The 25988-nt window shown below is 64.4% G+C and carries 23 protein-coding genes; 6 read left to right on the top strand and 17 right to left on the bottom strand.

All coding sequences use genetic code 11. From position 1 onward, the window contains the following. Positions 1–191: 191 nt before the first annotated feature. The 4 genes from AC3WJU_RS20150 to AC3WJU_RS20135 all read left to right on the top strand — a co-directional run bounded on the left by AC3WJU_RS20150 (position 192) and on the right by AC3WJU_RS20135 (position 5155). The gene (locus AC3WJU_RS20150; protein WP_059390269.1) at positions 192–2363 is read left to right on the top strand and encodes an amylo-alpha-1,6-glucosidase; all 2172 of its coding nucleotides are present in this window, start codon (positions 192–194) and stop codon (positions 2361–2363) included. Between the two features lie 12 nt (positions 2364–2375). Next, positions 2376–3386 carry a glycosyltransferase gene (locus AC3WJU_RS20145; protein ID WP_492260683.1) on the top strand — a complete coding sequence of 337 codons (1011 nt, stop codon included), beginning with the start codon at positions 2376–2378 and terminating at the stop codon, positions 3384–3386. Between the two features lie 104 nt (positions 3387–3490). Beyond that, positions 3491–4336: a phosphatase PAP2 family protein gene (locus AC3WJU_RS20140; protein ID WP_307053692.1), complete on the top strand. Its 846-nt coding sequence runs from the start codon at positions 3491–3493 to the stop codon at positions 4334–4336. Between the two features lie 24 nt (positions 4337–4360). Continuing rightward, positions 4361–5155 (top strand): alpha/beta fold hydrolase, encoded by a 795-nt coding sequence (locus tag AC3WJU_RS20135; protein WP_492260682.1) that lies wholly within the window; start codon positions 4361–4363, stop codon positions 5153–5155. A gap of 15 nt (positions 5156–5170) precedes the next feature. Here AC3WJU_RS20135 and AC3WJU_RS20130 read toward each other — a convergent pair whose 3' ends face one another. From AC3WJU_RS20130 to AC3WJU_RS20060, 15 genes are all read right to left on the bottom strand, one after another. Then, complete coding sequence (locus AC3WJU_RS20130) at positions 5171–6448, bottom strand: acyltransferase family protein (protein ID WP_492260681.1); 1278 nt, start codon at positions 6446–6448, stop codon at positions 5171–5173. 243 nt (positions 6449–6691) lie between these two features. Further along, positions 6692–7912, bottom strand: coding sequence for an MFS transporter (locus AC3WJU_RS20125; RefSeq protein WP_284990940.1), 1221 nt, complete (start codon positions 7910–7912; stop codon positions 6692–6694). Positions 7913–8059: 147 nt separating this feature from the next. Beyond that, entirely contained in the window at positions 8060–9094 is a 1035-nt protein-coding gene (locus AC3WJU_RS20120; RefSeq protein WP_492260680.1) for a hypothetical protein, read from the bottom strand. A gap of 74 nt (positions 9095–9168) precedes the next feature. Further along, complete coding sequence (locus AC3WJU_RS20115; protein WP_492260679.1) at positions 9169–10065, bottom strand: glycoside hydrolase family 25 domain-containing protein; 897 nt, start codon at positions 10063–10065, stop codon at positions 9169–9171. A gap of 369 nt (positions 10066–10434) precedes the next feature. After that, on the bottom strand, positions 10435–11784 hold the full coding sequence (locus AC3WJU_RS20110; protein WP_370872700.1) for a MinD/ParA family ATP-binding protein: 1350 nt from the start codon (positions 11782–11784) through the stop codon (positions 10435–10437). 83 nt (positions 11785–11867) lie between these two features. Further along, complete coding sequence (locus AC3WJU_RS20105; RefSeq protein WP_084784259.1) at positions 11868–12491, bottom strand: P-loop nucleotide/nucleoside kinase family protein; 624 nt, start codon at positions 12489–12491, stop codon at positions 11868–11870. 77 nt (positions 12492–12568) lie between these two features. Continuing rightward, the gene (locus tag AC3WJU_RS20100; protein ID WP_492260678.1) at positions 12569–13864 is read right to left on the bottom strand and encodes an MFS transporter; all 1296 of its coding nucleotides are present in this window, start codon (positions 13862–13864) and stop codon (positions 12569–12571) included. Between the two features lie 97 nt (positions 13865–13961). Beyond that, on the bottom strand, positions 13962–14609 hold the full coding sequence (locus tag AC3WJU_RS20095; protein WP_059387220.1) for a bifunctional 4-hydroxy-2-oxoglutarate aldolase/2-dehydro-3-deoxy-phosphogluconate aldolase: 648 nt from the start codon (positions 14607–14609) through the stop codon (positions 13962–13964). A 54-nt stretch (positions 14610–14663) separates the two neighbouring features. Continuing rightward, entirely contained in the window at positions 14664–15194 is a 531-nt protein-coding gene (locus tag AC3WJU_RS20090) for a DinB family protein (protein WP_492260677.1), read from the bottom strand. Between the two features lie 146 nt (positions 15195–15340). Beyond that, positions 15341–15682, bottom strand: coding sequence for a DUF5655 domain-containing protein (locus AC3WJU_RS20085; RefSeq protein ID WP_307053625.1), 342 nt, complete (start codon positions 15680–15682; stop codon positions 15341–15343). Positions 15683–15859: 177 nt separating this feature from the next. Beyond that, positions 15860–16282: an arsenate-mycothiol transferase ArsC gene (locus AC3WJU_RS20080; protein WP_492260676.1), complete on the bottom strand. Its 423-nt coding sequence runs from the start codon at positions 16280–16282 to the stop codon at positions 15860–15862. 38 nt (positions 16283–16320) lie between these two features. Beyond that, a complete protein-coding gene (locus tag AC3WJU_RS20075) occupies positions 16321–17697 on the bottom strand; it encodes an NAD(P)-binding domain-containing protein (RefSeq protein ID WP_492260675.1) in 1377 nt (458 codons plus the stop codon). Positions 17698–17734: 37 nt separating this feature from the next. After that, a complete protein-coding gene (locus AC3WJU_RS20070; protein ID WP_306959068.1) occupies positions 17735–18154 on the bottom strand; it encodes an arsenate reductase ArsC in 420 nt (139 codons plus the stop codon). Next, positions 18151–18864: an aquaporin gene (locus AC3WJU_RS20065; RefSeq protein WP_492260674.1), complete on the bottom strand. Its 714-nt coding sequence runs from the start codon at positions 18862–18864 to the stop codon at positions 18151–18153. The genes AC3WJU_RS20070 and AC3WJU_RS20065 overlap by 4 nt, the downstream gene beginning before the upstream one ends. Beyond that, entirely contained in the window at positions 18861–19211 is a 351-nt protein-coding gene (locus AC3WJU_RS20060; RefSeq protein ID WP_059387215.1) for an ArsR/SmtB family transcription factor, read from the bottom strand. Before AC3WJU_RS20060 ends, AC3WJU_RS20065 begins: the two co-directional genes overlap by 4 nt. Before the next feature lie 158 nt (positions 19212–19369). Between AC3WJU_RS20060 and AC3WJU_RS20055 the strand changes: the two genes are divergently transcribed. Next, a complete protein-coding gene (locus tag AC3WJU_RS20055; protein ID WP_059387214.1) occupies positions 19370–20182 on the top strand; it encodes a DeoR/GlpR family DNA-binding transcription regulator in 813 nt (270 codons plus the stop codon). Here the strand turns inward: AC3WJU_RS20055 and AC3WJU_RS20050 are convergent. Together AC3WJU_RS20050 and AC3WJU_RS20045 are read right to left on the bottom strand one after the other, a co-directional pair. Next, the gene (locus AC3WJU_RS20050) at positions 20179–21669 is read right to left on the bottom strand and encodes an SDR family oxidoreductase (RefSeq protein ID WP_492260673.1); all 1491 of its coding nucleotides are present in this window, start codon (positions 21667–21669) and stop codon (positions 20179–20181) included. The genes AC3WJU_RS20055 and AC3WJU_RS20050 overlap by 4 nt on opposite strands. A 78-nt stretch (positions 21670–21747) precedes the next feature. Beyond that, on the bottom strand, positions 21748–24084 hold the full coding sequence (locus tag AC3WJU_RS20045; RefSeq protein WP_492260672.1) for a glycosyltransferase family 2 protein: 2337 nt from the start codon (positions 24082–24084) through the stop codon (positions 21748–21750). A 218-nt stretch (positions 24085–24302) separates the two neighbouring features. On the opposite strand from AC3WJU_RS20045, the gene AC3WJU_RS20040 reads away from it, so the two are divergent. Further along, positions 24303–25868 (top strand): chitinase, encoded by a 1566-nt coding sequence (locus tag AC3WJU_RS20040; protein ID WP_492260671.1) that lies wholly within the window; start codon positions 24303–24305, stop codon positions 25866–25868. Positions 25869–25988: the final 120 nt, after the last annotated feature.

The raw sequence follows: 25988 nt of genomic DNA, 5'->3' as shown, positions 1-25988 counted from the left end.
CCGCGATATCCGAGCGAGCGCTCACCCACAACCCGCCATATCCGAGCGAGCGCCCACCCACAACCCGCCATATCCGAGCGAGCGTCCACCCAAGAGCCCCCATATCTGCAGGAGGGTTCACTTCCGAAGACGCGGCGAATACGCTGAAGCAAGCTGCCCCATTCCCCCGTCCCTAGCTTTGGAGCCCATTAATGACAGGTTGGAATGCCGAGAACCTCGCAGGTTCGGCCGGCGCAGGTGCCGTGACACTTTTGGCAGGAACATCGTTTTGCGTCTCGGCGGCCAACGGCGATATGGACCAACTGCGCCCGCACGGGATGTTCTTCCGCGACACACGGTTCGTTTCGAACTGGGCGTTGGAGGTGAACGGCCACCCCATCGAGGCCTTGGGTTCCCCTGTCCCAGAGCCCTATCGCGCCGATTTCGTCGGCCGAGCGTCTCGCACCGATGGCTTGGCAGACAGCCATCTCCTGATCGAGCGCCGGCGGAGCCTGTTCGGCGGGGTGCACGAAGAGATTACGATCAGGAATTTTTCCAGCAAGCCCACCCACGCCACGGTTTCACTCACGGTCAATGCGGACTTTGCGGACATCTTCGAAGTGAAGGAAGGCCGGGCACGCCACGAGAGCGTGCATTTGACGCGGGCCAGTGACGGTTCGTTAGTCCTCGAGTCCCAGCGGGAGGGGCGGCACGTACTTGTCACCATTGACGCACCGAATTCCGAGGTTGACGGAGACGTCGTCAGCTACGACATCTCTCTTGAGCCCCAAGGCCATTGGTCCACGGGTGTGACGGCCACGCCCCGCATCGACGGAGTTGGACCCGAGGCGGACGCCCAGGTTTGGGGCAACCAGCGCGCCTACGATCTTCCTGAAGAAAGGCTTCAGGAGTGGCACGGCAGGGTTCCCATAACGGAGCTTGCCAACCAGGCCTTCGACAAAGCATTGGCCCGGAGCAGGGAAGACCTCGGTTCCCTCAGGATCTTCGACCCCGACCATCCTGGACGGACGGTGGTGGCCGCAGGATCGCCTTGGTTCATGGCACTTTTCGGCCGGGACTCCCTCCTGACGTCCTTCATGACCCTTCCACTGGACCCTTCCCTGGCGTTGGGAACGCTTAAAACCTTGGCCGACCATCAGGGCCGGACCGTCAATCCGCTCAGCGAAGAGGAGCCGGGCCGGATCCTGCACGAGGTGCGCCTGGGCGCCACGACAGGCCTCGCGCTTGGCGGCGGCAGTGCGTACTACGGTTCAGTGGATGCCACCCCGTTGTTCGTCACGCTCGCGGGGGAGCTCACCCGCTGGGGGTTCCATTCCGAGGTCTCGGAGTCCCTTCTGCCGGCGGTGGACCGGGCCCTTGACTGGATCCGCGACTACGGAGACGCCGACGGCGACGGGTTCGTTGAGTACTCGCGGGCCACGGACCATGGCCTCCTCAATCAAGGCTGGAAGGACTCCGGGGACGGGATCAACTTCGCCGACGGCACATTGGCGGAGCCGCCGATCGCCTTGTGCGAAGTCCAAGGCTACGTCTACACCGCCTATCTCAGCCGGGCCTTGATGGCCCAGGAGGAGGGCGACCTGAAGCTGGCTGCGGTGTGGGGCGCGCGGGCGGCCGAACTCAAGCGAAAGTTCAACGAGGAGTTCTGGCTCCCTGAACGCGGCTATTTCGCCATCGCCCTCGATCGCGACAAGCGGCCGGTAGACGCCTGCGCATCCAATATGGGTCACTGCCTGTGGAGCGGAATCGTCGACGACGACAAGGCTCGGTTAGTCGCGGAGCGGCTCATGTCGGACACAATGTTCACGGGCTGGGGCGTCCGGACCTTGGCCTCGGACATGGCGGCCTACAACCCGGCGAGCTACCACAACGGCTCGGTGTGGCCGCATGACAATGCCCTCATTGCCGGCGGATTGATGCGCTACGGCTTCGTCGAGGAGTCCCAGCGCCTCGTCACGGGCCTACTCGATGCGGCAGAGGCGTTCGACGGACGGCTACCGGAGTTGTTCTGCGGCCTGGACAGGAAGACCTACGGGACGCCCGTCCCCTACCCTTCGTCCTGTTCGCCGCAAGCGTGGGCCGCTGCCACACCTGTTCACTTGCTGCGCGTATTGCTCCGTTTCGATCCTTGCCTCACTCACGGCGGCCTCTGGCTGGCGCCGGTGGTTCCCGAAGGCTTCGGCCGGATCAAAATGCGGAACATCCCGCTTGCCGGCTCCCGGATCTCCGTGGAGGTGGTCAACGGAGAAACGCGGGTCACGGACCTGCCCGAGGATGTCGCGCTGCACCGCGAAGCCCGCAAGCCGTTGTCCGATCTCTTGGATGTCCACCACGTCACCTCTGGTCTGCGGCGGGGGCACTAGGTGCGCATCGGCTTGGTTGCGCCGCCTTGGATTCCAGTCCCGCCGCCTGCATACGGGGGGACGGAGTCGATCATCGATATCCTCGCTCGCGGCCTGGTGGCCGCGGGCCACGATGTGCTCCTCGCCGCGGCGTCCGGAAGCACGTGTCCAGTGGACAAGGTCCCCGGCCCGCCGCTTGCCGACGGCTCCCGGATAGGGAACGGGACGGACGAGCTCCGCCACAGCGTGTACGCCTTCGCGGCCATGCACGACGTCGACCTCATCCACGACAACACCTTGGCGGGGCCGCTGTACCGGCATCGGCCGGAGGGAACGCCCATCGTCGCAACGGCGCACCTTCCGTTTTCAGAAGAAAACCATGACATTTACCAGGCCATGGCCACAGACACCGCGATCATTGCCATCTCGCACCATCAAGCGGAGACTGCCCCCGGAATCAAGATAAGGAGGGTCATCCACCACGGCATCGACACGCAATCCGTCCCGCTCGGAGCCGGCGACGGCGGCTACGCCAGCTTCCTCGGCCGGATGCATCCCGGAAAGGGCCTGCCGGAAGCAATAGAGACCGCCCGCCTGGCCCAGGTACCGCTGCGAATTGCGGCCAAGATGTACAGCGCGGAAGAACATGAGTACTACGCCGCGGTTATCGCGCCGCTGCTGGGGCCCGACGTCGAATACCTCGGCGAGCTGAACGCTGCGGACAAGTTCGTCCTCCTGGGCGGGTCCGTGGCCTTGCTGAATCCGCTTCAGTGGGATGAACCTTTCGGCATGGCCATGATCGAGTCCCTCGCCGCCGGGACTCCGGTGGTGGCAACATTCCGCGGATCCGCCCCGGAAATCGTCTCCGAGGGCGTCACGGGCTACCTTCGTTCCAGCCCCCCGGAGCTGGCCGAGGCAGTCATCGCCGCCGCCGCGCTGGATCGCGCCGAGTGCCGCCACGCCGCGGAAAACTACTTCAGTGCCGAGCGCATGGTCGCCGAACACTTGACGCTCTACGAGGAGCTCCTCGCCGAGCAAAAGTGATCCTCCCAGCCAAATATGACACCCTGAAAGCAATGAGTTTTCCTAAGACGAGCCGGCTGCCGGCCACACGTGGAACCGCTACCAGGCGCTGGCCGAGCGCTGGGATGGGCTTGCTTTTTGTGCTCGCAACCCTGGCATGCATGGCCGCATTCGTTGCCACCTACTACTTTTTTGTTCGCACCACCACCGGACAGTACATCGACGAATCCGCCCTGGTGGAGGCCGCGACCATCAACGGTCCCACCGAGCGGGCGACCACCCAGTTCCTCGATTGGCTGCCGGTCACCTCGGTGGCGATTGCCGCCGTCGTCGTTCTTTTCGTCACCTTAATGCGCCGTCGCTGGAAGTCCGCCGGGATCGCGGTGGCCGCATGTGTCGCGGCAAACCTGGCCACCCAACTCCTCAAGGACTGGTTCCCGAACAGGCCGTTCCGCGGCGTCCAGACCATTGAACTGAACTCGCTGCCCTCCGGTCACACCACGCTCGCGGCGTCTGCGGCTGCTGCGGTGTTCCTGGTGGTGTCGCCGCGCTGGCGGCCCCTGGCGGGGTTCCTCGGTGGCACTTTCGCGGTGGCGGCCGGAGTTTCGACGCTGATCAACCAGTGGCACCGGCCTGCCGACGTCGTCGCCGCGTTCCTCGTGGTCGGAGCGGTCATGCTGCCGGCCGGCTGGCTGGTGCTGCGCACGGGAAAGCGCTGGAACGTCCAGGACGGCCGCGGTGACCATTGGGCGTCGTCGCGTTTGTGGCTTTCGCTGTCGACCCTCGCGGGCGTGGTGGCCGCGGCCGTTGCGGTGTACTCGCTGATCGGAATCGCGAGCGGTTTCGGGCAGGAGAGCACCACCCACTACTTCTGGGCCGGGGTCTCCTTGATTGTCATCACCGGTTATCTGGCGACGGTCGCGGCCACTTGGCTATTTGGTCTGAATGCCCGACGGCGGCAGTCACCTTAGTGCGGCGAGGCGTACCCTGATGCTATGGGCGCCGAAGTCCTGGATCTCAGGCTCACCACGGGTATTCGGGTTCCGTGTTTGGTCCATGGCGACGCCGATGCGAAGCCGGTGTTGCTTCTGCACGCCTGGGGCGAATCCCGCCGTAGTTTCGACCGCCTTGTACCCCTGCTGACGGACTTCAGGGTCTACGCGCCCGACCTCCGCGGGCAGGGCGACGCGGAGAAGCCAGAGCACGGCTATTCGCTGGTAGAACAGGCCGACGACGCCGCAGCCATCCTGGATGCGCTCGGTGTGCACAGGGCGTCCGTTCTTGGTTCCTCGAGCGGCGGCTACGTGGCCCAGCAGTTAGCCATCGCGTACCCTGGTCGCGTCGCGGCGCTCGTGCTGGTTGGCTCTCCGCTGAGCCTTCGGGGCCGGACTGCTTTCGCCGATGAAGTCGCCACTCTGCAGGACCCAGTCGACGAGAACTGGGTCCGGAATTCCTTGGCATGGTTCCCACTGCTGCATGCGGTTCCCACTTGGTTTATCGAGGACCGGGTGCGCGACGGACTCAGGATGCCCGCGCATGCGTGGAAGCTCATCCTCAATGGCTTGCGTACGGCAACTCCGCCCACCGAGTTCGGAACCATTCTCGCGCCCACCCTGATCCTGTGGGGCGCGCATGACGGTGTGTTGCCTCGAAGGCACCAAGAGGCCTTGGCGGCGCGAATATCAGGCGCCGTGTTGAAGGTCTATCCCGGGGTAGGGCATCTGGTCTTGTGGGAGTGTCCGGACCAGGTGGCAGCGGACACCATCGCGTTCCTCAGTTCGCTCGGCTGAGGTTCACGCACGGCATCACGCCCCCGGCTTCGCGGCACCGACCTTCGGCACCAATGCGCGCAACCGGAGTCGGGCCGGTTCCTCGACATACTTGTACAGCAGGTGGGTGGCCAAGGCAATCCCGAGCAAGCATGCCACCCCGAGCTCGTTCTCCGCCACAGGTCCGGCGCCGTTCGGCCAGTCCCTGATGAGCCAGTAGAAGAGGTAGATGAAGAACATGTGGACCAAGTAGAGGCTGTAGGAGCTGTGCCCGCCATACTGCAGCCACCGGGCGGACAATGCCGAGCGGAGCCAGCCGCGGGTCAGGCTAAGCAGGGCGATGAGCAACGGGAAGGCAAGCACGGCCAGCCGTCCCGGACCGGGTTTACCTGCCGTGGCCAGAAAGACGACGACGGCGGTTCCGGTCAGCAGGGCGGCCGGACCGGCCAGGGCAGCGTTGAATTTCATACGGTCCGCATTCCGTGCGGCGATGCAAGCGAAGGCTCCGGCAATGAAGCAGCATGCGATCCGCAGCAGCCATTCGTAAGGCTGATGCTCATCCGTGGCGATGGGCAAGTCCGGACCCCAGATGGCCGTCGGCAGGAGAACGAGCACAGAGGCGGCCAGCGCCGCGAGCGGATGGAGACGGCGTAGCCGGAACAGGACCAGCGCCAGCAGCGGAAATGCCAAGTAGGCCAGCCACTCGGCACTTACCGTCCATCCGGGCCCGAACCAACTGGCGCCGTCGGTACCCGGCTGGAACCAGAGATGCATCATCAGCAGCTGCTTGGCGAGACCCCACGGCGACAGGTCGGGAGACTCGGTCTGGAGGGACCATTCCCGCACGGATTCCTGCGCGCTCCCGTACACCAACCAAAGGCCCAACACGCCCACCACCAGCGCGAACGCGGGCCACATCCGGGCGAACCGGGCCCAGACAAAGTCCGCTGAAGCTCGCCAGCTGAACCGTGGGCCGAGTCGGTCCAGGTACGTGTAGGTGATGATGAAACCGCTGAGAACAAAGAACACGTCCACACCGAGGTCGCCGTTGGCAAGGATGGGTCGGAACAGCTCGTAGACGGGGGCAAGGAAGGTGTGCTGCATGGCTTGAAGGTGGAAGAACACCACCCACAGAGCGGCAACAAAACGCAGTGCGGTGAGGGTCGCGAGATCAGGCCGGGACTGCTTTGCGTCGCTCTTCGGCAGGCGATTCTGTGCCCCGGAACCAGACGACGGGGCGCCGTCTTTGGCGGGATTCCCAGGGGTCGGATTCGCAGTGGGGGCACGATGCGGAGGCGCGATGACTGAGAACATCCAATTCACCATACCGGAGCCACCTGACCGGAATCTGGGAGCCGCATACCCAACTGACTCGCAGTTAATGTCGTTCTGAGCCCTCAAAACGACATTAATTGCGAGCCAGTTGGGCCCGCACCGCCGGTGGTGGCTCGCAAAGCGAGGGGTCTGGGCCAACGCCTCCGGCGAGGGAGCCGGTGGGTGGGCCCACAGCCGCGGGGTTCCCTGGCTGAGCTTGCGAAGCTAGGGGGCGGCTGGGGACTAGTAGTTCCTGCGGTGCTTGAGTTTCGGGAGCGCGACGGCGAATACCGCCGCCGCGGCCACGCCCAGGAAGCCCGTGGCCCAGACGCCCGCCGCGAGCGATACTGCGGCAGTGAGCGCCGAGAGCAGCACTGGGCCGCCCGTGGCACCGGCGTCGGAAATGAACCTCCACAAGCCGAGGAATTGCCCGCGGCCCTTCTCCGGGGAAAAGTCGGCGCCGAGAGTCATGATGAGTCCCGAGCTGATGCCGTTGCCGAAGCCGATCAGGAGCGAGGCCAGCAGGAGCCCCACGAACTCGGCGGACGACGGCATCAGGAACAACGCCGCGCCCATGATGAGGGTGGACGGCACCGCGACCCACATGCGCCCCTTGCGGTCCATGAGTTTGCCGGCCGGATAGAACACCAGCATGTCGATTGCGCCGGACAAGCCGTAGATCAGCGACGCGTGTGTCGCGTCCAATCCCAGGTGGTCCGCCCACAACGGGATGACAACTTGGCGTGAGGCCCGCAGGGCGCTGAGCAGCAGGATCCCGGTCCCGATCGTGAGGAACACGCCCGCATGGGAAACCGCAACGCCACGGAGGGTAGGCTCCGGACCCTTGCGGCCGCCGTCGACGTCGTCCGGCAAGACGAGATCCGGGATGGTGAGGGACAACACCGCGGCGGCCGCCATGCCCACCACGCCAACCCAATACGCCCCGCTGATGCCGGCGAACTGCATCACGGCCGCACCGACGAACGGGCCGATGAACACACCGATCCGGGTCACTCCGCCCAACGTCGACAGGGCACGGGCCCGGTAAATGACCGGGACGGCTTCCGTGAGGTACTTCTGGCGCGCGAGGTTGAAGACGCTCGTTGACATGCCGACGACGGTCATCGCCGCGGCGAGCAGCCAGATTCCGTTGTGCGCAAGGAGCGGCGCGAATCCTGCGGCCAACAAGGCCAACGCTCCCGCTGCGCCTGCGGCCACGATGGCCCATCGTTCGCCGAATTTGATGGTGATCAGCGAGGCGGGCAGGTTGAAGAACCAGGATCCCAGCCCGATCAAGGTGACTACCAACGCGGAAACAGCCACGGACGCACCAAGGTCTCGGGCGGACAAGGCCACCACCGGAAGCACTGCGCCTTCGCCGATACAGAACAGCAGGGCGGGCCCAAAGGCGGGCAACGCGATGCTGCGGAGATTGAAGGGTTGAACGGTGCTGGTTGTCGTCATCCCTTTCATCCTAGGCCGCCACTCCATTTGCGACGCGCGAAATACCTGTCGCGCACGGAATTCCGGCAGCGCCAGGCATTTAGCGCTGCGTCAGGCATTCCGCGCAGCGTCAGGCATTCCGCGCAGCGTCAGGCATTCCGCGCAGCGTCAAAAGCCTCCGCGCGGACGACGCCGGGGCACGCCTGCCGCTGCCAGCTTCCGTTCTAACACGCCGGGCGCCATGAGTTCCGCCCACACCCAACGGACTACGCCGCACCCCGTGGCACGGATCCGGTCTTCGCGCAGCTTCTCCTCGACGACGGCTTGAGCGGGGGTCCGTCCCTTGAGGAATTCCGGTTTCAGGTACTTGTCGATGCCGTCAAACTCCCCGGCCACCCGCACACCCTTCCAATAGAAGTCCGAAAAGCCCGACAGGCCCGCTTCGTCGCGGAATTCGCGTTGAAGAACCGGGGCCTCAAAGCCGCCGACATGCATCAAGGCGCGGCTGTAGGATTCCCCCGCGGATCCCGACAGGGGATCTGCGAATTCGACCGCCGTTTGGATTCTCCGGATGGCCGCCGCCGTGTAAATTCCGTCCGCTCCTGCCAGAAGCGCCTCTTTCGTGATGGCAGGCAATCCCCGTTTCCGGTCGGCTTTGAGCACGTGATCCAAGGGAGCGATCGCTTCGACGAACGGGGTGAAAGCTGCCAGATCCAGTACGGTGCGAACCCTGTCAGTCACCAGGAGTCCCTCGCGGCGACATACCTTGAGGCCGGAGGGGTCCGCGTAGTGGCGGGTTATCCCGGCCCGCGAGCGGCCGCCGTCGTTCCTCAGGGTCACGGCCTGCACCGGATGATGCAGGCCGATGGTGGGGATCCCCCATACTGACGCCGCCGAGTGCCTGGCGAAAATGGTCCGCGCTCTGGAGGTTTCGGCCGCCGCGCTGATCTGGACACGGTATTGTTCCCACGGTTTCAGCGCTGCCCACGCGGCGCCGTCGACGTACACGCCTTGGCGGACGCGATGCAAGGCACCCGTTTTGGCGCTGCGGGCGAGTTCCTTGAGGGTCGTTCCGTGAAAAAGGTGATCTCGGCTGAGTATCAGGCGTGACAAGCGGGTCATGCCTAAGAACCTGCCACGGGGATTGAGGCCCGCGACAGCACCGAATTCCCCCATGTGGACAACTCCAGTGCTCTCCGACACGGTCTTTTCCCTGCGCCCCCGGAATTCCGCCCGCGTCAGGAATTTAGCGCAGCGCAGGGCACGAAGCGCAGCGACTACTTCAGGAAGCTGGCGTTGAACGAGTTCAGGTCCACGTTGATGCCGTTCAGGGTATGTTCGAACTTCTGCTGGATTCCCACGCGCATGGTGCCGGCCGTGTTCCAGCCGCCGTACTGCACGGGGTTCGGTGCCAGGTAGTTGGGAGCCCAGCTGGCGTAGTTGAGATTGCTCGTGTCGGTATCCCACAGGGGCACGTCCGCAAATGCGGTGCTGTTGCCCATCAACCCGGGCCACATGCCGCTGCCGCTGTAGATCACGGGCCGAACGCCGAGGCTCCGCACGCCATCCACCATGGCCCGCGTCACCAGGGATCCACCGGGTTCGATGTCCAGGGCGAAGAACTGCAATTGGGACATGTACGGACCGGCCGCTTTGATCCCGTTCGACCAGCACGACGCGTCACGCGTGTAGACCGCGATCTTGAGGCCGGCGTCGAGCGCCATCTTCAATTGGGCCTGGGTCTGCTGCCACGGAGTGCACGTGCCCCAGACGGTGGAGTGCATCACGTAGAGACGGAAGCCCTCGGCGTAGGCCTGGCGGAACCAGTTGGGGTCGGTGATGGCCGCGGTGGTGTCGAGCACCTTGACGGAGCCGCCCTGGTCGGTTTGGGGTACAGCGTCCGCTTGGGGTACGGCGGCAGCCTGGGGCACGACGACGGCGGGTGCGGGAGCGGCGGCAGGCTGCGGAACGGCGGGCGGTGCTGGAGTGGGGGCAGCGGGCGGTGCTGGAGCTGGCGTCGCGAGCGGGGCCACCTCAGCGGCGGGTGCGGCGTTCGCGATTGGTGCGGCGCCGGCGTCGGGCGCTGTGTTGGCGGAAGGCCGAGCGCCCGTGGCACCCGTCACTCCGAGGAGAAGCACGGCAGCGAACATCAAGGCAAGTTTTTTGGGAATCAAAAGAGGCTCCTGGGTGCTGGCCTCGGGTTCAGAGACGGGCGCAGCAGGGTGTCATGAAGGCACGGAATTGGGTGCACCATGCCCGGGCCCAGTTCCCGGTCATGGCGAGGTCGCCCCGCAAAGCGAATGACGTCCAGGTGCAACTTTAGGGAAATCCCGGCGGAAGCGACAATTTGCAATCCGCGTAGTAGTCGAGTAAGAACCCGCTCTTACCCGGGCAAAAACAAGTAGTAATAGAGTGTCGCGGGCGTCACGCTAGGCAATAACTAAGTAGCCCCACCCAACTGACTCGCATTAGATGTCGTTTTGAGCGCTCAAAACGACATCTAATGCGAGCTAGTTGGGCGGGGCCGCCGGAAAGGGGAGGCGCTACACGTACCCATCCACGATCGCGGCCGCGATCTCTTTGTACGCACGCCGGGTGTCGGGGCGCAGGACGTCCAGGGTGACCAGGTCGCCGTCGGCCACTCCCCTGTCGTGCGGCACGGCAATCAACTGTCGGCAGATCCCGGCGAGGTGTTCCTCGATGGCATCCTTGTCCACGCGGGACGACACCTCGTCCTTGTCCGTGATCACCACGATCGCGTTGCGCGCGAGGTCCTCGTAGCCGTGGCTCGCAAGCCACTGAAGGGTGCTGCGCGCACGCTTGGCACCGCTCACGGCGTAGCCGGCGGCGATGATGAGGTTGTCGGCCGATTGCAGGATGCCGCTCATGGCATTGTGCGTGACGCCGGTGCCGCAATCGGTCAGCGCGATGGAGTAGTAGCCCGAGATCAGCTGGCGGATCCGCAGGTATTCCTCGGCGGTCAGCGAATCCGAAACTTCCGGGTCCTGTTCACCGGCGATCAGGTGCAGTCGGCCGGCATGGTGCATGTACCGGGCCAGCGCCGTGAGCGAATCGACGTTTTCCACGTTCTTGAGCAGGTCCGTGATGGTGCGCGGCGTGGCCTTTTGGTAGATGCCCTCGCCCAGCGCACGCTCCACGAGGTCGCCGGAATCGGGGTTCGCGTCGATGGCGCAGGGCGGGTCGCCGCGGAATTCCGCCAGGGTGAGGCCCACGCCGACCGTCGTCGAGGTCTTGCCGATCCCGCCCTTGAGGCTCAGCACGGCGGTGTTGTAGCTGCCTTGAAGCTGGCGGGAAATGCGCCGCGCGAGCTCGTCCTCTTCACGCTGCTTGGCGCTGGGACCGAGGTTCCAGGCGCCGCCGGTCAGCCGGTAGAGCATGCCGCGGAAGCCACCGATGGGACGCGGTTTCTGTTCCCTCACGAAGGAACCCGGGGACGAGATGAAGTCTGAAATCGGAGCATTGGCGGCTGCGGCCCGTCCGGCTCGAGCGGATGCCGGGGAGTCAGCGCCCGACGCCGGTGCTGCCGCCGTCGGGATCTCGCGGCGCGGTTCCTCACGGCTCGCGTCGCCGCTGGCCGGGTCGGTGACCGCTCCGGTGGATGCGTCGGCTGCGGCTGCCGCTTCGGCCCACGATCTGCTTTGCAGCGGGGCAGGGGTGGATGCGGGTGCGTCGGAATCGTTCGGCGTGATGATCGGCATAGTTCCTGTCCAGGGGTCACCCTCTTCGCGACGGCGATCGCGGCGTCGACGAAGCTCGGGCTGCCCTTCGATAGATGCAGCGGCGCTGGCTTCGTTCTCCACGGAATCCGGCATGGTCTTGTCCCCTAGGATTCGCAGCGTTGTGCGCCGCGGCTCTCGTTTGAATTGCTTCAACCAGCAATTCTAGGTGGAGACCGTCACAAACCCGTCATAGCGGGCGTGCCGCGCAGTTCGGACATTCGTTTTTTGGCGGTCGCTCAAGCCGGCGGGTCGGACGTCGGAACACCGCCGATGCCGAACACAACATCAAGAAGCCCGACGTCGATCGCGTCGCCGCTGTTGTCGAGTTCGACGTGGCGGGCACCTTTCCACTCACAGGCGTTGACCTGGGATGCGGCCCAGAATTGTTCCCAGTTATTGAGCTTCCATTCGTCGCGCTCATATCCCCGGGCTACAAGACGCGCCCTGACGGCCTCCCCATCGGTTCGAACATGCACCACGATCAGTTCGGCCTCGGGCCAATGATGCTCCCGCCCGGCGTTGATGAGGTAGTCCGGATCGGCGAAGAACTTGCCAAAGGGTGCGTCCAGGACCACGGAGCGGCCGACGCTCAGGTTGTCACGGGTGAGGTCCAAAATGGACGCGTACTCCAGCGGCAGGATGGCCCGCTGGTAGAACTCATTATTATCGCGCTCGTTCGGATCGGAGCCGTCGAGTGTCAACAGCAGCTCCGTGAATCGCTTGGTGGCGGTGTCCTTGTCGATGTAAGCGGCACCGTGGTGTTCGGCGAGGAGCTTGCTGACGCTCGACTTGCCGGAGCCCGCCGGCCCGATCACAAAAAATACCTGCGGCATGGTTGTCTTCAACTGTCTGTTCTGCATTGAACCCTGGATCAAATTCTTTCAGTCAAGGGCTGTGGCGGGTAGGCGTTGTTGCCGTCCCCGCCACAGCGCCGAGGCTAGGCCGAAACTGTGGTCCGGCGGTCCTTAACGAAGAAGCCGTAGGAGAGTGCGCCCACCACCAGCAGGACTCCGCCAATCAGGAAGACCAGGGTGTAGTTGCCGCCGGTTTCGGTAAGGATGAAGCCAGTGACGATCGGAGCGAGTGCCGCACCGAGGAAGCCGCCGAAGTTCTGGATGGCACCCAAGGAAGCCACCTGGGAGGGTTCTGCGATGTCCGCTGCCAGCGTCCAGAGGACACCGATCGGCACTTGGGCGGCGAAGTAACCGACAGAGAGCAGGACGATAGCCAGTGCGGAGTTATCAACATAGGCAACGGGCAGGACGGCTGCGGCGGCGAGGAGCGCGCCTCCGACGATCGGGAGCTTGCGGGCGGTGACGGTAGGAATGCCGCGGCGGATGGCCCTGCTGGAGATCACGCCGCCGGTCAGCACACCAATGATGCCGCAGAGGAACGGCAGGGCCGCGAGCCAGCCACTCTGGCTGAGGCTGAAGCCACGGGCGGTCTGCAGGTAGCTCGGCAACCAGGTGAGGTAGACCCACACTGTGTAGAAGATGCCGAACGCGCCCAGGACCATGAACCAGGTGTTCTTCTGCTTGAGCAGTTCGCCCCAACCGGCTTGCTTTTCCCTGGGCTTCGACTGCTCTTCGAACTCGGCACCCTTGATGAGGAACTGTTCCTTGAGCGTGGGGTCACGGTAGACGCGGAGCCACACGAGGGCGACGATCACGCCGAGTGCGCCGATGACGATGAACATGCCGCGCCAGCTCATGGTCAGCAACAGGAAGGTCAGCAGTGGAGGGGCGATGGCGTTGGCAATCTGCGAGCCGGTGTTGACGATCGAGACCGGCAGGGCGCGCTCGGTCTTGTTGAACCAACGGTCGGCGACCTTCAGCCCGGAAGTGAAGAATGGGGACTCCGAAATACCCAAGGCCACACGGGCGGCGTACAGGAAGCCGAAGGAATTGGCGAGGGCGGAGAGCATCGAGATGATGGACCAGAGTCCGGCGGCCCAGGCGAACATGCGCTTGGGACCATACTTGTCCACAAGGTAGCCGGCAGGCAGGTTGGCAATAGCATACGGCCACGAGAACGCCGAAAGCAGCAACCCCATCTGAAGGGCGTTAAGGCCGAATTCCTTGGCAATCGTGGTGTTCGCGATGCTCAGGTTGTTTCGGTCCAGGTAATTCACGATCCCGCCGATGACCAGCAGAGCTACCAGGTACCACCTGATTCTCACGCGCCTCAAGGGCTTGGTATCCGTGGCGTCTATATCTGCTGATGCTTGGCTCATGCAGCTCACTCCTTTGTGTTCTGACCGACAATCCTTGTCGGGTTGTGCTTTCGCCGGCTCCTGCCGGATTTGCTTGCCGGCTAGCGCCGGGCTTCGGTTAGCGCCGGGCTTCGTCGATCGCTGTGAGGAAGGTCTGCGCAGCGCGGGCGACTAGTCCGTAGTCGCCGTCGTTCCGGGCCGCCTTTGTCACAAAACTTCCCACGCCGACGGCGGTCACACCCGCGCCGAACCAGGCGCCGACATTCGCGGGCGTAACTCCGCCGGAAGGCATGATGGGTGCCTGCGGCAGGGGCGCCAGGATGGTCTTGACATATGAGGGCCCGCCCAGTTCAGCGGGGAACAGCTTGATGATGTCCGCCCCGGCTTCGAGGGTGTTGACGACCTCCGTGGGGGTGAATGCTCCGCTGGCAGTGACGGCTTGGTAGCGGTTTCCTGCAGCGATCATCTTCGGATTGAACTGCGGGCTGACCAACAGCCGGGCGCCCGCAGAGATGCTCGCAAAAGCAGCTTCTGCGTCGAGCACGGTACCGGCGCCGATCACGATGCCTTGGTCCCCGTATTTGTCGGCAAGCCGCTCGATGACTCCCAGGGCACCGGGAACAGTCAACGGGACCTCCACTGCACGGATGCCGCCCTCGATGGCCGCTTCAGATACACGGTAGGCCTCGTCGGCACTGTCCAGGCGGGCAATCAGCAAGGCGCCGGTGCGGACGATGGTCTCTAGTACTTCAAATTTGGTTAACATTGATTAAGAGATTACCCCAAATATTCACAAATCGGAACAGTCTGTGAAAACTTGTTAAGACTTCGGCGGCCGGAGGCTCAGCTGCTTCGCATGGAAGTCGAAATGCTTGGTGGCATAGGCATAGGTATCCGCGAGCGTCATGTCAGCTGTGAAGAAGGGGTCCCACCGGGTCGGGAAAGGCATCGATCTGGCCAGGGAGTCCGGGGATTCGCGTTCGAGGCGGTGCGCCAGTGCCGTGATGGTTGTATCGAGTTTCCGGCCCATCCGGTGACGGTCATAGACCGTGGCGGCCGCCCGGGAACCCCAATAGTTCACCCAGTCGAACGGGCCGGTGCCCGCGTTCAAAGCGGCGGCGAATCCCCTGCCCCAGGATCGGGGCAGGCGACTCATGACGCGGACCAAGGGCAAGAGGGACCTGACGATCATGTATCCGAAGACCATGTGGAAAAGCAGTTCCTCGTTGGTCCAGCGGGTCCCGTTGCTCTTGCGCTTCAGATCCGATGGCGTCGCGTTCGCCAGCCAACTTTTCAGCTGAAGGCAGGCACGCCCGTATTCGGCGACGGTTGCTTCCCGGCCCGGATCCATGGCTCAAGTGTCCCGCAATCGACCGCCGAAGGAACGCCGATCGTGTCAAGTTTTTTCGGCCCGGGCGGGCCGGTCAAATCTGGTCCGGTGGGGCAGGGCCCGCGAAAGCTTCATGCCCTCGGAAACGAACCTGCGTTCATCCTGTTTCAGGCAGTGAGGGCATATCCTTCGCGGATCCAGGCCAGCATCTCAGCATCAAGCTCTGAAGGGTCCTTCAGGATGACTTCGTTATGCCACCGGTTAGCAGATACACGCTCGGCGCGGTGCACACGATCAGATTCGATTTGCCTGTCCAAAACAATGTTGACCAGAATCCCGCCTCGGCGGGGATGGATCCCCAGAAACGCGCGCCCGTGAGCGACATGGAACGACGAGGCGTTCTCCTGCAGCTCACACCCGTCAAGCGCAGAAATCTGATCGAGGAGGGCACCGTAAACGCCCGACGAAACGGGATCGCCATCAATGCGTTCTCTTGCAGTACGTGCCATTCAGCCAGCATAAGGCGAAGGCTTGTCTCCGAGCCTTCGCTTGGACCCGGTTTAGTCGGGATTTCACGGAAAGCGCCTTGGGCCCCGCTTGTGATTATCAAGGAGTTGACCGGTTGAGGCCGTGTGCGAGGCGGAGGAGCCTGTCCCGTAATCGGCGGCCGAAGAAACGCCGGCGGCTTAGTTTTCCACGAGTTCGGTGTACAGCTTGTGGACGCGGGCATTGATGTCGTCGCGGACCAGGCGCATGCGGTCCATGCCTTCGATGCCACGAGCGGAGGGTTCGTCGGTTTCCCAGGTCAGGACGCGGGCCGTGCCGTGGCGTTCGAGTTTGGCTTCGGTGCCCAGGACAACCACGACGTCGGCGGCGTCCAGCACCTCGTTCGTGACCGGTTTGGGGTGCTCGCCGGTGACGTCGATGCCGAGTTCGCTCAGGGACTCCACGGATTCGGGATTCAGTGCCTCGCATGGGTTGGTGCCTGCTGAATGAACCGCGACAGCGTCTCCGGCAAGGTCACGCATGAGCCCGGCGGCTAACTGGGACTTTCCGCCGTTCCTGCTGCAGACGAACAGGACGCTCGGGGTCTTGATTGACTCGATCATGCTTGTGATTCTTGCATCTGAGATCGCCGATTCTTGCATCAGGCTGCGCCCGAGCGTCCGTGGGTCAGCCCGGTGGGGAACCCGACGAGGACCGGCTCGGGAGCCGCGCAGCAGCCGGCGTCCTCCGATGATGCAATCTCCTGGGCGGGGACGTCGCAGCTGGCACCGGCATCCGTGGAGCACACCCCGGTTTCGGGCAGTTCAAGCTGGACGGTGTCAGCGGCTGTCTGGTCTCCGGCGAGGGCGGCAGCAACGGAGCGGACTTGCTCGTAGCCGGTGGCCAGCAGGAAGGTCGGGGCCCGGCCGTAGGACTTCATGCCCACGATGTAAAAGTCCTTCTCGGGGTGCGCCAGAAGCCTCGCGCCGTGCGGAGGAACCGTGCCGCAAGAATGGAATTCAGGATCGATCAGCGGGCCGAGCCTTGTAGGTGCTTCAATGGCGGGGTTAAGGTTGAGTCGGAGTTCGCGGAGCATGTCCAGGTCGGGGCGGAAGCCGGTGCAAGGCACGACGACGTCCGCGTCGAGCGTGCGGCCATCGGCGGCTTCGACACTCACATGGGTATCCAGGGATTTCAAGGTGCGGATACCGAAGCCGGTGTGCAGTTCGATGGTGCCGGCCTCGACCAAGCGGCGGAGCCGGGATCCGAGCTGGCCGCGGGCGGGAAGACCGTCAGCGTCGCCGCCACCATAGACCTTCTCCGCGGAGGCGCCCCGGACCGCCCAGAGGATCGTGGTTCCGGGTTCTTCCTTGGCGAGGTCCGCGAGGTTGATCAGGGTGTTCGCGGCCGAGTGCCCTGCCCCGACCACGAGGACACGGCGGCGGGCGAAGGCGGCGCGGTCCCGGCCCATTACGTTGGGAAGGGGCGAGGAGATCCGCTCAGCGGCCGCGTTCTCGCCGATGGCGGGCAGGCCGGAGGTGCCGAGTGGATTGCGGGTGGACCAGGTTCCTGAAGCGTCAATGACGGCTGCCGCGGTGTGGTCGCGGATTTCGCCGTCCTCGTGCTTGACCCGCACAACGAACGGCGTGGTGTCACGGTCCCTGACGTGGGTCTTGTCCAGGCCTGCACGGGTGACCGCCAGAACTCGGGCACCCGTCTGGAGGCGGGAGCCGATGGCAGGAAGGGCGGCCAAAGGTGCAAGGTAATTGTCGATGAGCTCCCCGCCATACGGGAGTGCCGTGGGGCGCGGTGCCTCCCACCCGGATGCATCGAGCAGGCGGAGGGAAGCGGCGTCGAGGTTGAACCGCCAGGGTGAGAACAAGCGGATGTGGCGCCATTGTTCGATCGCGTCCCCCGCCGTCGGGCCTGCTTCGAAGATCACTGGTTCCAAGCCGCGTTCAAGGAGGTGGGCGGCCGCGGCAAGGCCGATAGGTCCGGCGCCGATCACGGCAATGGGAAGGTTCTTCACTGAATCCATGCTGTCCTCGGTTTGTCCAGTCTCCCTGCGTCCCGCGCTAGGCGGCAGGGCTAAGGGATGCGATCAGGTCCTCGATGCGGGTCTTGATCTCGTCGCGGATGGGGCGGACGGCTTCAATCCCCTGGCCGGCCGGGTCTTCGAGGACCCAATCCTCGTAGCGCTTGCCCGGGAAGTACGGGCATTCGTCGCCGCAGCCCATGGTGATGACGACGTCGGATTCCTTGACGGCTTCGGTGGTGAGGATCTTGGGGATTTCGGCGGACATGTCGATGCCAAGTTCGGCCATGGCTTCGACGGCGGCGGGGTTGACCTTGTCTGCGGGCTGGGAACCCGCCGAGCGGACCTCGATCCGGCCCTCACCGAGGGTCGTGAGGAAGGCGGCAGCCATCTGGGAACGGCCTGCATTGTGGACACAGACAAAGAGGACGGAGGGTTTCTTGACGGTTTCAGCGCTCATGAGAGGACCTTTCGATCGGGTGCGGGAGCTGACAGAGACGGAGGCAACGCGGTAACGCCTGGGTACAGGGCACGGATCAGGTAGAACCCTACGGCGCCGCCCAACAACTGCGCGAGGATGAACGCCGGAGCGGAGGCCGGGGCTATGCCGGCGAAGGTGTCGGTAATGGTCCGGGCCACGGTCACGGCGGGATTCGCGAAGCTGGTGGAGCTGGTGAACCAGTAGGCGGCCGTGATGTAGCCGCCGACTGCAAACGCCACGCGCTCAGGGCGTCCGGAGCGGATGGTGCCGAAGATGACCAAGAGCAGGCCTATGGTCGCGATGACTTCGCCGAGCCACAGCCCTCCCCCGGCGCGTTCGTGCGTGGAGAGCGTCACGGCGTCGAGGCCGAACATCAGGTTGGCCAGCACTGTCCCGGCGAGGCCTCCTACGACCTGTGCGGCGATCAGTGCAAGCGCAGTGGGCGTATCCAGGATCCCCAGGGCGCGCTCCACCAAAGTGACCACCGGGTTGAAGGATGCCGAGACCGGCTGCAGCGCCAGGATCAACGCCACGAGCGCGGCGCCCGTGGCGACGCTGTTCTGCAGGAGCTCCAGTCCGACGTCGTTCGGGGACAGTCGCGAGGCCATGACGCCGGACCCCACCACGGCCATGACCAGGAAGGCAGTTCCTACGAACTCCGCTACGGCCCGCCGTGTCAGAACGCTCACTGGCTTTGTCCCCCGATCAAGGCCGCCAGGCCGGACAGCGCGTCGGTGCGGGCGCGGTAGTAGACCCAGACTCCCCGCTTTTCGCGTTCCAGGAGACCTGCTTCGTGCAGGACTTTCAGGTGGTGGCTGATGGTCGGCTGTGACAGCTCAAACGCGTCGTTCAGATCGCACACGCAGGCTTCGCCGCCCTCATGGGACGCCACGAGGGACATCAGCCGCAGCCGTACCGGATCGGCCAGCGCTTTCAGCAGCGGAACGATTCCTTCGGCTTCGGATTCAGACAAGGGCTCCCGGGACAGCGGCGAGCAACACGCCACCGCCTCGACGGGCGTCAACTGCAAGGACATAGACACACGTAAATATTCACACTTGTCGATGTATAAGGCAAGGCCGTTTAAGGCAAGGCTGCGGCGATCAAGAAGGTTCCCGACTCCGGCGGCAAACACAAATCGCAACACTGTGTGAAAACTTGTTAAGATGGGGTTGTCACCGCGAAGGAGCAACCTTGAGTTCGTCAACATCACCTCCCCTGATCCCGGAGCAGCGCCATCAGGAGATTCTTCGCTTGCTTCGCCGCGAGGGAGTGCTGAGCATCCGCAGCCTCACGGAATCCATGAACGTCTCCCACATGACCATCCGGCGCGACATTACGGCCCTCGAAGATGCCGGTCATGTGTTGTCGGTCCAGGGAGGCGTGCGTTTGGCGGAGAGGACCAGCCAGGAACCTCCACGGGAGCGGGAATCACGGGCTCAGCTAGAGCTGCCTCGGAAAAAAGCAATCGCCGAGCTTGCGTCCCAGTTCGTTGAGGACGACATGGTCTTGTTCCTCGACGCCGGTACAACTTGCCAGTCCGTGGTCCCCTATCTCGGTGCCCGGAAGAACATCACCGTGGTCACCAACGATTTTTACGTGGTCACGTCTTTATTCGCATACCCCAACGTTGAGACCATCCATACCGGCGGTGTGGTGGATGCTTCCAGCGCTTCAAGCTCAGGCCGCATGGCAGCCGACGCCATCAAGCACATCAACATCGATCTGTTCTTCATGAGCACCGGCGCATGGAGCCTCTCTCGCGGCGTCACTACGCCGTCCATGGACAAGGTGGAAATGAAACTGGCCGCTCTTGAGGCAGCGTCGCGCTGCTTCCTGCTGGCGGACAGCACCAAGTTCGGAACCTTTGCGAAGTTCCGGGTCGCGCCGATCGAGCAACTGGACGCCGTCGTCACCGACGATGAACTGGAGCGGGACACCCGGGATAACATCCAAGAATTGGGCGTCACGGTGTACGTCGCGGCAGCGAACGGTTCCGGCCGCTAAGGCAAGGCCCGATCGTCGTCCGCCATCGACGCCGCCGCGGCGGTGATCCGGTTGGCCATTCCCTTGAAGATGACGCCGTGGAAGGGCAATACCGCAAGCCAGTACAAGCGTCCGCCCAGGCCTTTGGGGAAGAAGATCGCCCTTTGTTGGTAGAGCGCCCCGCCTTCGGCTTCTTCGGCGCGCATTTCCAGCCAGGCCCGCCCCGGGACCTTCATTTCCGCGCGGAGGCGCAACAGCGAGCCGCGGTCGATCTGCTCCACGCGCCAGAAGTCCAGCGCGTCCCCCGTATTCAGGCGGGTCGGACTGAGCCGGCCGCGGCGGAGCCCCACTCCACCCACGATCTTGTCCATCCAGCCGCGCACGGACCAGGCCAGGGGAAACGAGTACCAGCCGTTGTCCCCGCCGATGCCTTCGATGACTTGCCACAATTGTTGCGGCGTCGCCGTCGTGAGCTGCTGCTGGTTGTCCTGGTACACCAGGTGACCGGCCCATTGCGGGTCGCTGGGAAGCGGATCACTTGGAGCACCGCGAACGGAGGAGTTCTGCCAGCTGGTTTCCACTTCCCCGCCGGCCTCCCGCGCCAATGCCAGGCGAAGCGATTCACGGTATCCAAGCAGCCCGGCTTCGGGTGGATCGATGTATTGATGGATGTCCCGCTCCCCGACCACGCAGTTCTGCTGCAGGGATCCGATCAGCGGCACGGCCAAGGACCGGGGAATGGGGGTGACGAGGTTGACCCACTGGGATGCCAACCATGGAGTCAGGACGGGCAGTGCAATCACCGGACGACGCCGCAGCCCCGCTTCCGCAGCATAACCGTTCATCATCTCGTCGTACCGGAGGACGTCCGGGCCGCCCAGGTCGAAGGTGCGGTTGAGCGAAGCCGGGAGCCCGGCCGCCGCGACCAGGTAATACAGTACGTCGCGGATCGCGATCGGCTGGACTTTGTTCCGCACCCATCGCGGAGCCACCATGAGGGGCAGCACCTCGGTCAGTTGCCGGATCATTTCGAACGACGCCGAACCGGAACCGATCACGACGCCGGCCTGAAGGACGATCGCGGGCACGCGCGGTTCCGCTAGGAAAATGTCGCCCACTTCCTTGCGGGATTGGAGGTGCCGGCTGAGCGTTCCTTCCGGGTGCAGTCCGCCCAGGTAGATGATCCGTCCGGCGCCAGCGTCGGCTGCCGCACGTGCAACGTCGCCGGCGCAGAGCCTTTCGGTCTGTTCAAAAGACCGCTGGCCGGATGGACCCATCGAGTGCACCAGGTAGTAAATGACGTCGGCCCCGGTAAAAGCCTCCCGCAAGGAGTCGACATCCTCGAGGTCGCCGATCATTACGTTCACACGGTCCGCCCAGGGGACGTCCCTGAGCTTGTTCGCATGGCGCACCAGGACGCGGACGTCGTAACCGGCGTCGAGCAATCGGGGAACGAGCCGTCCGCCGATATAGCCGGTGGATCCCAATACCACTGCAAGTGGATTCATTGTGCCCCTTCCGAATGACCTTGCGGAGCCGAATGCCCTTACGGAGCCGGAACGCCGACGCCCTATGCCAGCGTAGCCCTACACCGATCCGGCCCGTTTCCGGCGGTCGTTCTTGCCGCGGAGGTCGCGGTTCAGGCGGCGGTCCCCGTGGTAGAGCAGCGACTGCCAGTCGACCTGTTCCGGGGTTTTGGGAATGATGGCCGGCGGCAGCGCCTTCGGCTTCTTGGGCTCGACGTACAGCCAGTTCAGCACGCCAAGGTACATGTCCACTCCGGAGTTGGCCAGTCCGATATAGGCCCGGATCGCGCCGGCGGCCATGATGGCGTTGAAGGCGGCGAATGCGGCGTTGCCCCAGTTTCCAAGTTGCCAGTTGCGCCAGACGGTCAACAAGGAGAACACGACGATCAAGTACGGAGCCAGGACGTAGAGGGCCGGGGCCGCGGTGCGGTCCTTGACCTTCGGGGTGCGGACGAACGGGATCTTGTCTCCCGTGAGGGCCTGCTGGAGGGACTTCAGGACGCCGGCAAGATTGACCGGCAGCAGCACCAGGTTGAAGCCGTAGATCCTGAAGATGTCGCTGAACCGGTGGCCGCAGTCCCGCAGGTCGCTGCCCATCGCCAGGAAATAGGGCAGCGCGGCAAGGAAGACCAAGGGGCTGAGGAGGCGGCTGTCGTAGGGGTACGCGAGGAGGAACAGCAGCCCGAAGCTCGCCCAGGTGATGGAGGCCATGTAGTTGACGCGCAGCAGGATCTCGCGGAAGAGGACCGGCCGGGCCTGACCACGGCGCTTGCGGATTTGTTCCCAGAGTTTCGGCAGGATCAGCAGGCCGCCGTTGGCCCAGCGCCGTCGCTGCACCACGAGCGATCCGAAGTCCGGCGGCGTGGCGCTGTAGCTGAGCCTCTCCGGGTAGTTGGCCAGGGTCCAGCCGTGCTTGCCAAGGTCCACGCTGGACTCGGTGTCTTCGATGACCGTGCGGTCCTGGATGTAGGTCCTGACTTCAAAGCCACCCACCGTCGAGATCTCGACAATGTCTTCGAGTGCGCGTTTGCGGATCACGGCGTTCGCTCCCACCCAGAACGTGGCGCCGTATTGGGTCATGCCTTGGTGCTGGATGTGCTGGATGTCCGTGGTGGCGCCGGCGATGCGTTCGATCCGGGTCGGTGCCCCGCGGAAGGAGGAATACGGGGTCTGGGTGACGGCTACCTTTTCATTGCCCGGGGATTCGAGGAGATGAACCAGGCGGAGGCAGTAGTCGCGCAGCAGCATCGAGTCGGCGTCCAGGGTCAGGACGTAGGTGGTGTCCGGGACGGACAGCACATCGCCGTCGTCGACTCCTGCGGGCCGCAAGACGGTGCCGTCCGCCGTCTGTTCCGGGTGCCAGGTCCCGCCCATGAGCGAGAGGTAGGCGTTCAGGTTCATGGCCTTGTTGGCCTCGTGGGAGAGGCTCGCGAATCGCTTTCGCTCGAACGTGGACACCCGGGCGTTGAAGATCCAGGTCAGCCGCGCGTACAGTTCAGCGATGCGTTCCGGGCCGGGCGAGGTCCGCTGCGCGTTCGCGGCCGTCAGGGCCAGGATTACCAGGCGCAGTTCCCGGGCCAGGCCCATGAGGACCAGATCGACGAAGAACTCGTCCACGTGGTCCTCGACGGACTCGGTCTCGGCCATAGCTTCGAGCCATTCCGCGGCGTATTGGTATTCGGCGATGAGCCGCTCCACTTCGGTGCCCGCGTCCGGTTCAGCTTCTTGATCACGACGACGACGGCGGTACCTCGCGTAGGCGGCGTTGACCCTCGCCGCTGGTTCCTGGAGGGTTTCCGTGATCTGGCCGGCGAGCGCGCGGGTGGCTTCGAGGCGGCGGAGCACGTCAGGGTCTGCAGGGAAGGGTGGGTCATCGAGGAGCAGCACGACGCTGAGGTCCGGGAATTCCTGCAGGACCGCGGACCACATGGTGCCGCGGACTACTTCCGGTTCCTCCGCATAGGAGGGAATCAGCACGGTGATGCCCTCGGAGTAGTCGAAGAAGTGCCGGTCGAGCTCCCCTCGGGGAACCCGGCGGTGGGTCCGAAAGCGGGTCAGGGCGCCTTGGCGGGCGGTGAGGTACATCAGTGCCGAGAACGTCAGGAAGGACACCACCACCAGGTAGGAGAGGGTTTCGGCGCCGAAGCGGAATCCGGCGCCGGGGTTGTCCACGAGCTGCTTGAGCACGGTCGTGATCACATAGGCGAGCCAGGCGAGGACAGTGGTGAGGACGCCGACGCGGCCGAGGACTATTTTTCGGCGCGACGGTGCTGGGTGGACGATCGAGAGCGGTTCAGAGCGTTTCTCCGCGCCCCACTGACGCTTCCGGGCTTTTGAAGACTGCCCGTCCGCGGTTCCCTGGTCATCGGGGCGTAGCAGCACGATCTGGTCCGACATGAATCCCCATTCGCCGTCCGTGCGCCCCCAGCGGACGCGCGGCACAATGCAGGCGTAATGTGACGGCCCGCACTACAGTGCGCCCCTATGATAGGCGAACGACGCGTAGTTGGGATAAGACTCGTGGAAATGCTACGCCAAGCTGCGCAGCCACCACCGGAGTGAGTTCTTTCCCGGACATCCGCGAAGTCCTATTCCAATGCTCTGGGGGTATCTCTGTGTCGAAACGCTTTCCCGGCCGCCGGCTGTCCGTCCTGCGTTTGGGCATCCTTTGCGTCATCGTGGTGGCGGCGGTCACGGCGGGCTACCTCGGACTCCGCAACGTCCAGGACGTCAGCGCCGCGGCCTCCATGCCTTCGGTGTTTTCCGGCTATGTGGACGTGACGGCGACGCCGCGGTTCGCGTTCGAAGATCCAGCCGTTCCCAGCGCGAAGGCCGTGGTGTTGTCCTTCGTCGTCGCCGATCGGAAGCAGGGCTGCGCCCCGTCCTGGGGTGCGGCGTACAGCCCGGACCAGGCAGCTTCCGACCTCGATCTGGACCGGAGGATCGCCCGGCTCCGCCAGCTTGGAGGGGCCCCGGCGGTTTCCTTCGGCGGGATGAACAACAGCGAACTCGCAGTTTCCTGCAAGGACACGAAGTCCCTGACCGACGCCTACCGGCAGATCGTGGATCGCTACGACGTCGCGACGGTGGATCTCGACGTCGAAGGCGCCGCCTTGGGCGACATAGCCGCTGCCGACCGACGTGCGCAAGCCATCGCCGCCCTTCAGAAGGAACGCAAAGCCAGCGGCAAGCCCCTCGCCGTCTGGCTCACCCTTGCGGCCGACCCGGACGGACTCACGAGCCAGGGCCAGGTCATCGTGGCGCATACCCTATCGGGCGGGGTCGAGCTGGAGGGCGTAAACATCATGACGATGGATTTCGGCGCCAGCAAGCCTGCTGCTTGGAGCATGTCCCGGGCCGCGGAATCAGCCGCGGATGCCGCCCATGGACAGCTCGCCGCCCTCTACCGCAACGCTGGAACGGACTTTGGCAGCGAAACCCTTTGGCGCAAGCTTGGCCTGACCGTCATGGTGGGCCAGAACGACATTGCCGGCGAAATATTCACGCTCGACGATGCCGCCACCATGAACAGCTTCGTCAAGGACAAGGGCCTCGGTAGGTTGTCGATGTGGTCCATGAACAGGGACCGGACGTGTAGCCCCAACTACCCGGATGTGAGCAAGGTTTCGGACGGATGCAGCGGGGTGGTCCAGGGCTCCCAACTGTTTTCGGCCACGCTTGCCAATGATGTAGGGCTGCCTACGCCGGCTGTGGCTCCATCGCCTACTGCAACTGCCTCAATCAGTGCCACGCCCACCACCGACGATCCCGCAACCAGCCCTTATCCGGTGTGGAGCAGCTACGCCGCCTACACCGCGGCGGACAGGGTGGTGTGGCACGGCAGCGTCTACGAGGCAAAATGGTGGACCCGCGCGGACGTCCCGGACAACCCCGTTCTGCAGGGCGGCGCCACCCCGTGGAAACTCGTGGGTCCGGTGCTGCCCGGAGACAGGCCAAGCCCCAAGGCAACCGTGCCTGCGGGAACTTTCCCGGCATGGGCGCCGGAGACGATCTATCACAAGGGCGACCGAATTCTCTTCGAAGGGTCCGCGTTCGAGGCCAAGTGGTGGACCCTGGGAGACAGCCCGGAAGCTGCAATCCAGGGCGCCCCGGACTCCCCCTGGGCGAAATTGACCCCGGCCCAGCTCATGTCCCCCTCGCCCACCGCTCCAGCTTCCTGAACTTAAGCGCGAACTGGCAGCAGATGCCCTCTGCGTTGCTTTTTGAGGGCATCTGCTGCCTGTTCGCGGTGGGGTTTCGACGGGAAGGCCCTCCGCCGTCGTTTGCATGGGGGGCTCGAC

The organism is Arthrobacter sp. FW306-1B-F12A (assembly GCF_058781865.1).
The sequence above is the reverse complement of the archived record's forward strand: the minus strand, read 5'-3'. Positions and strand labels throughout refer to the sequence as shown.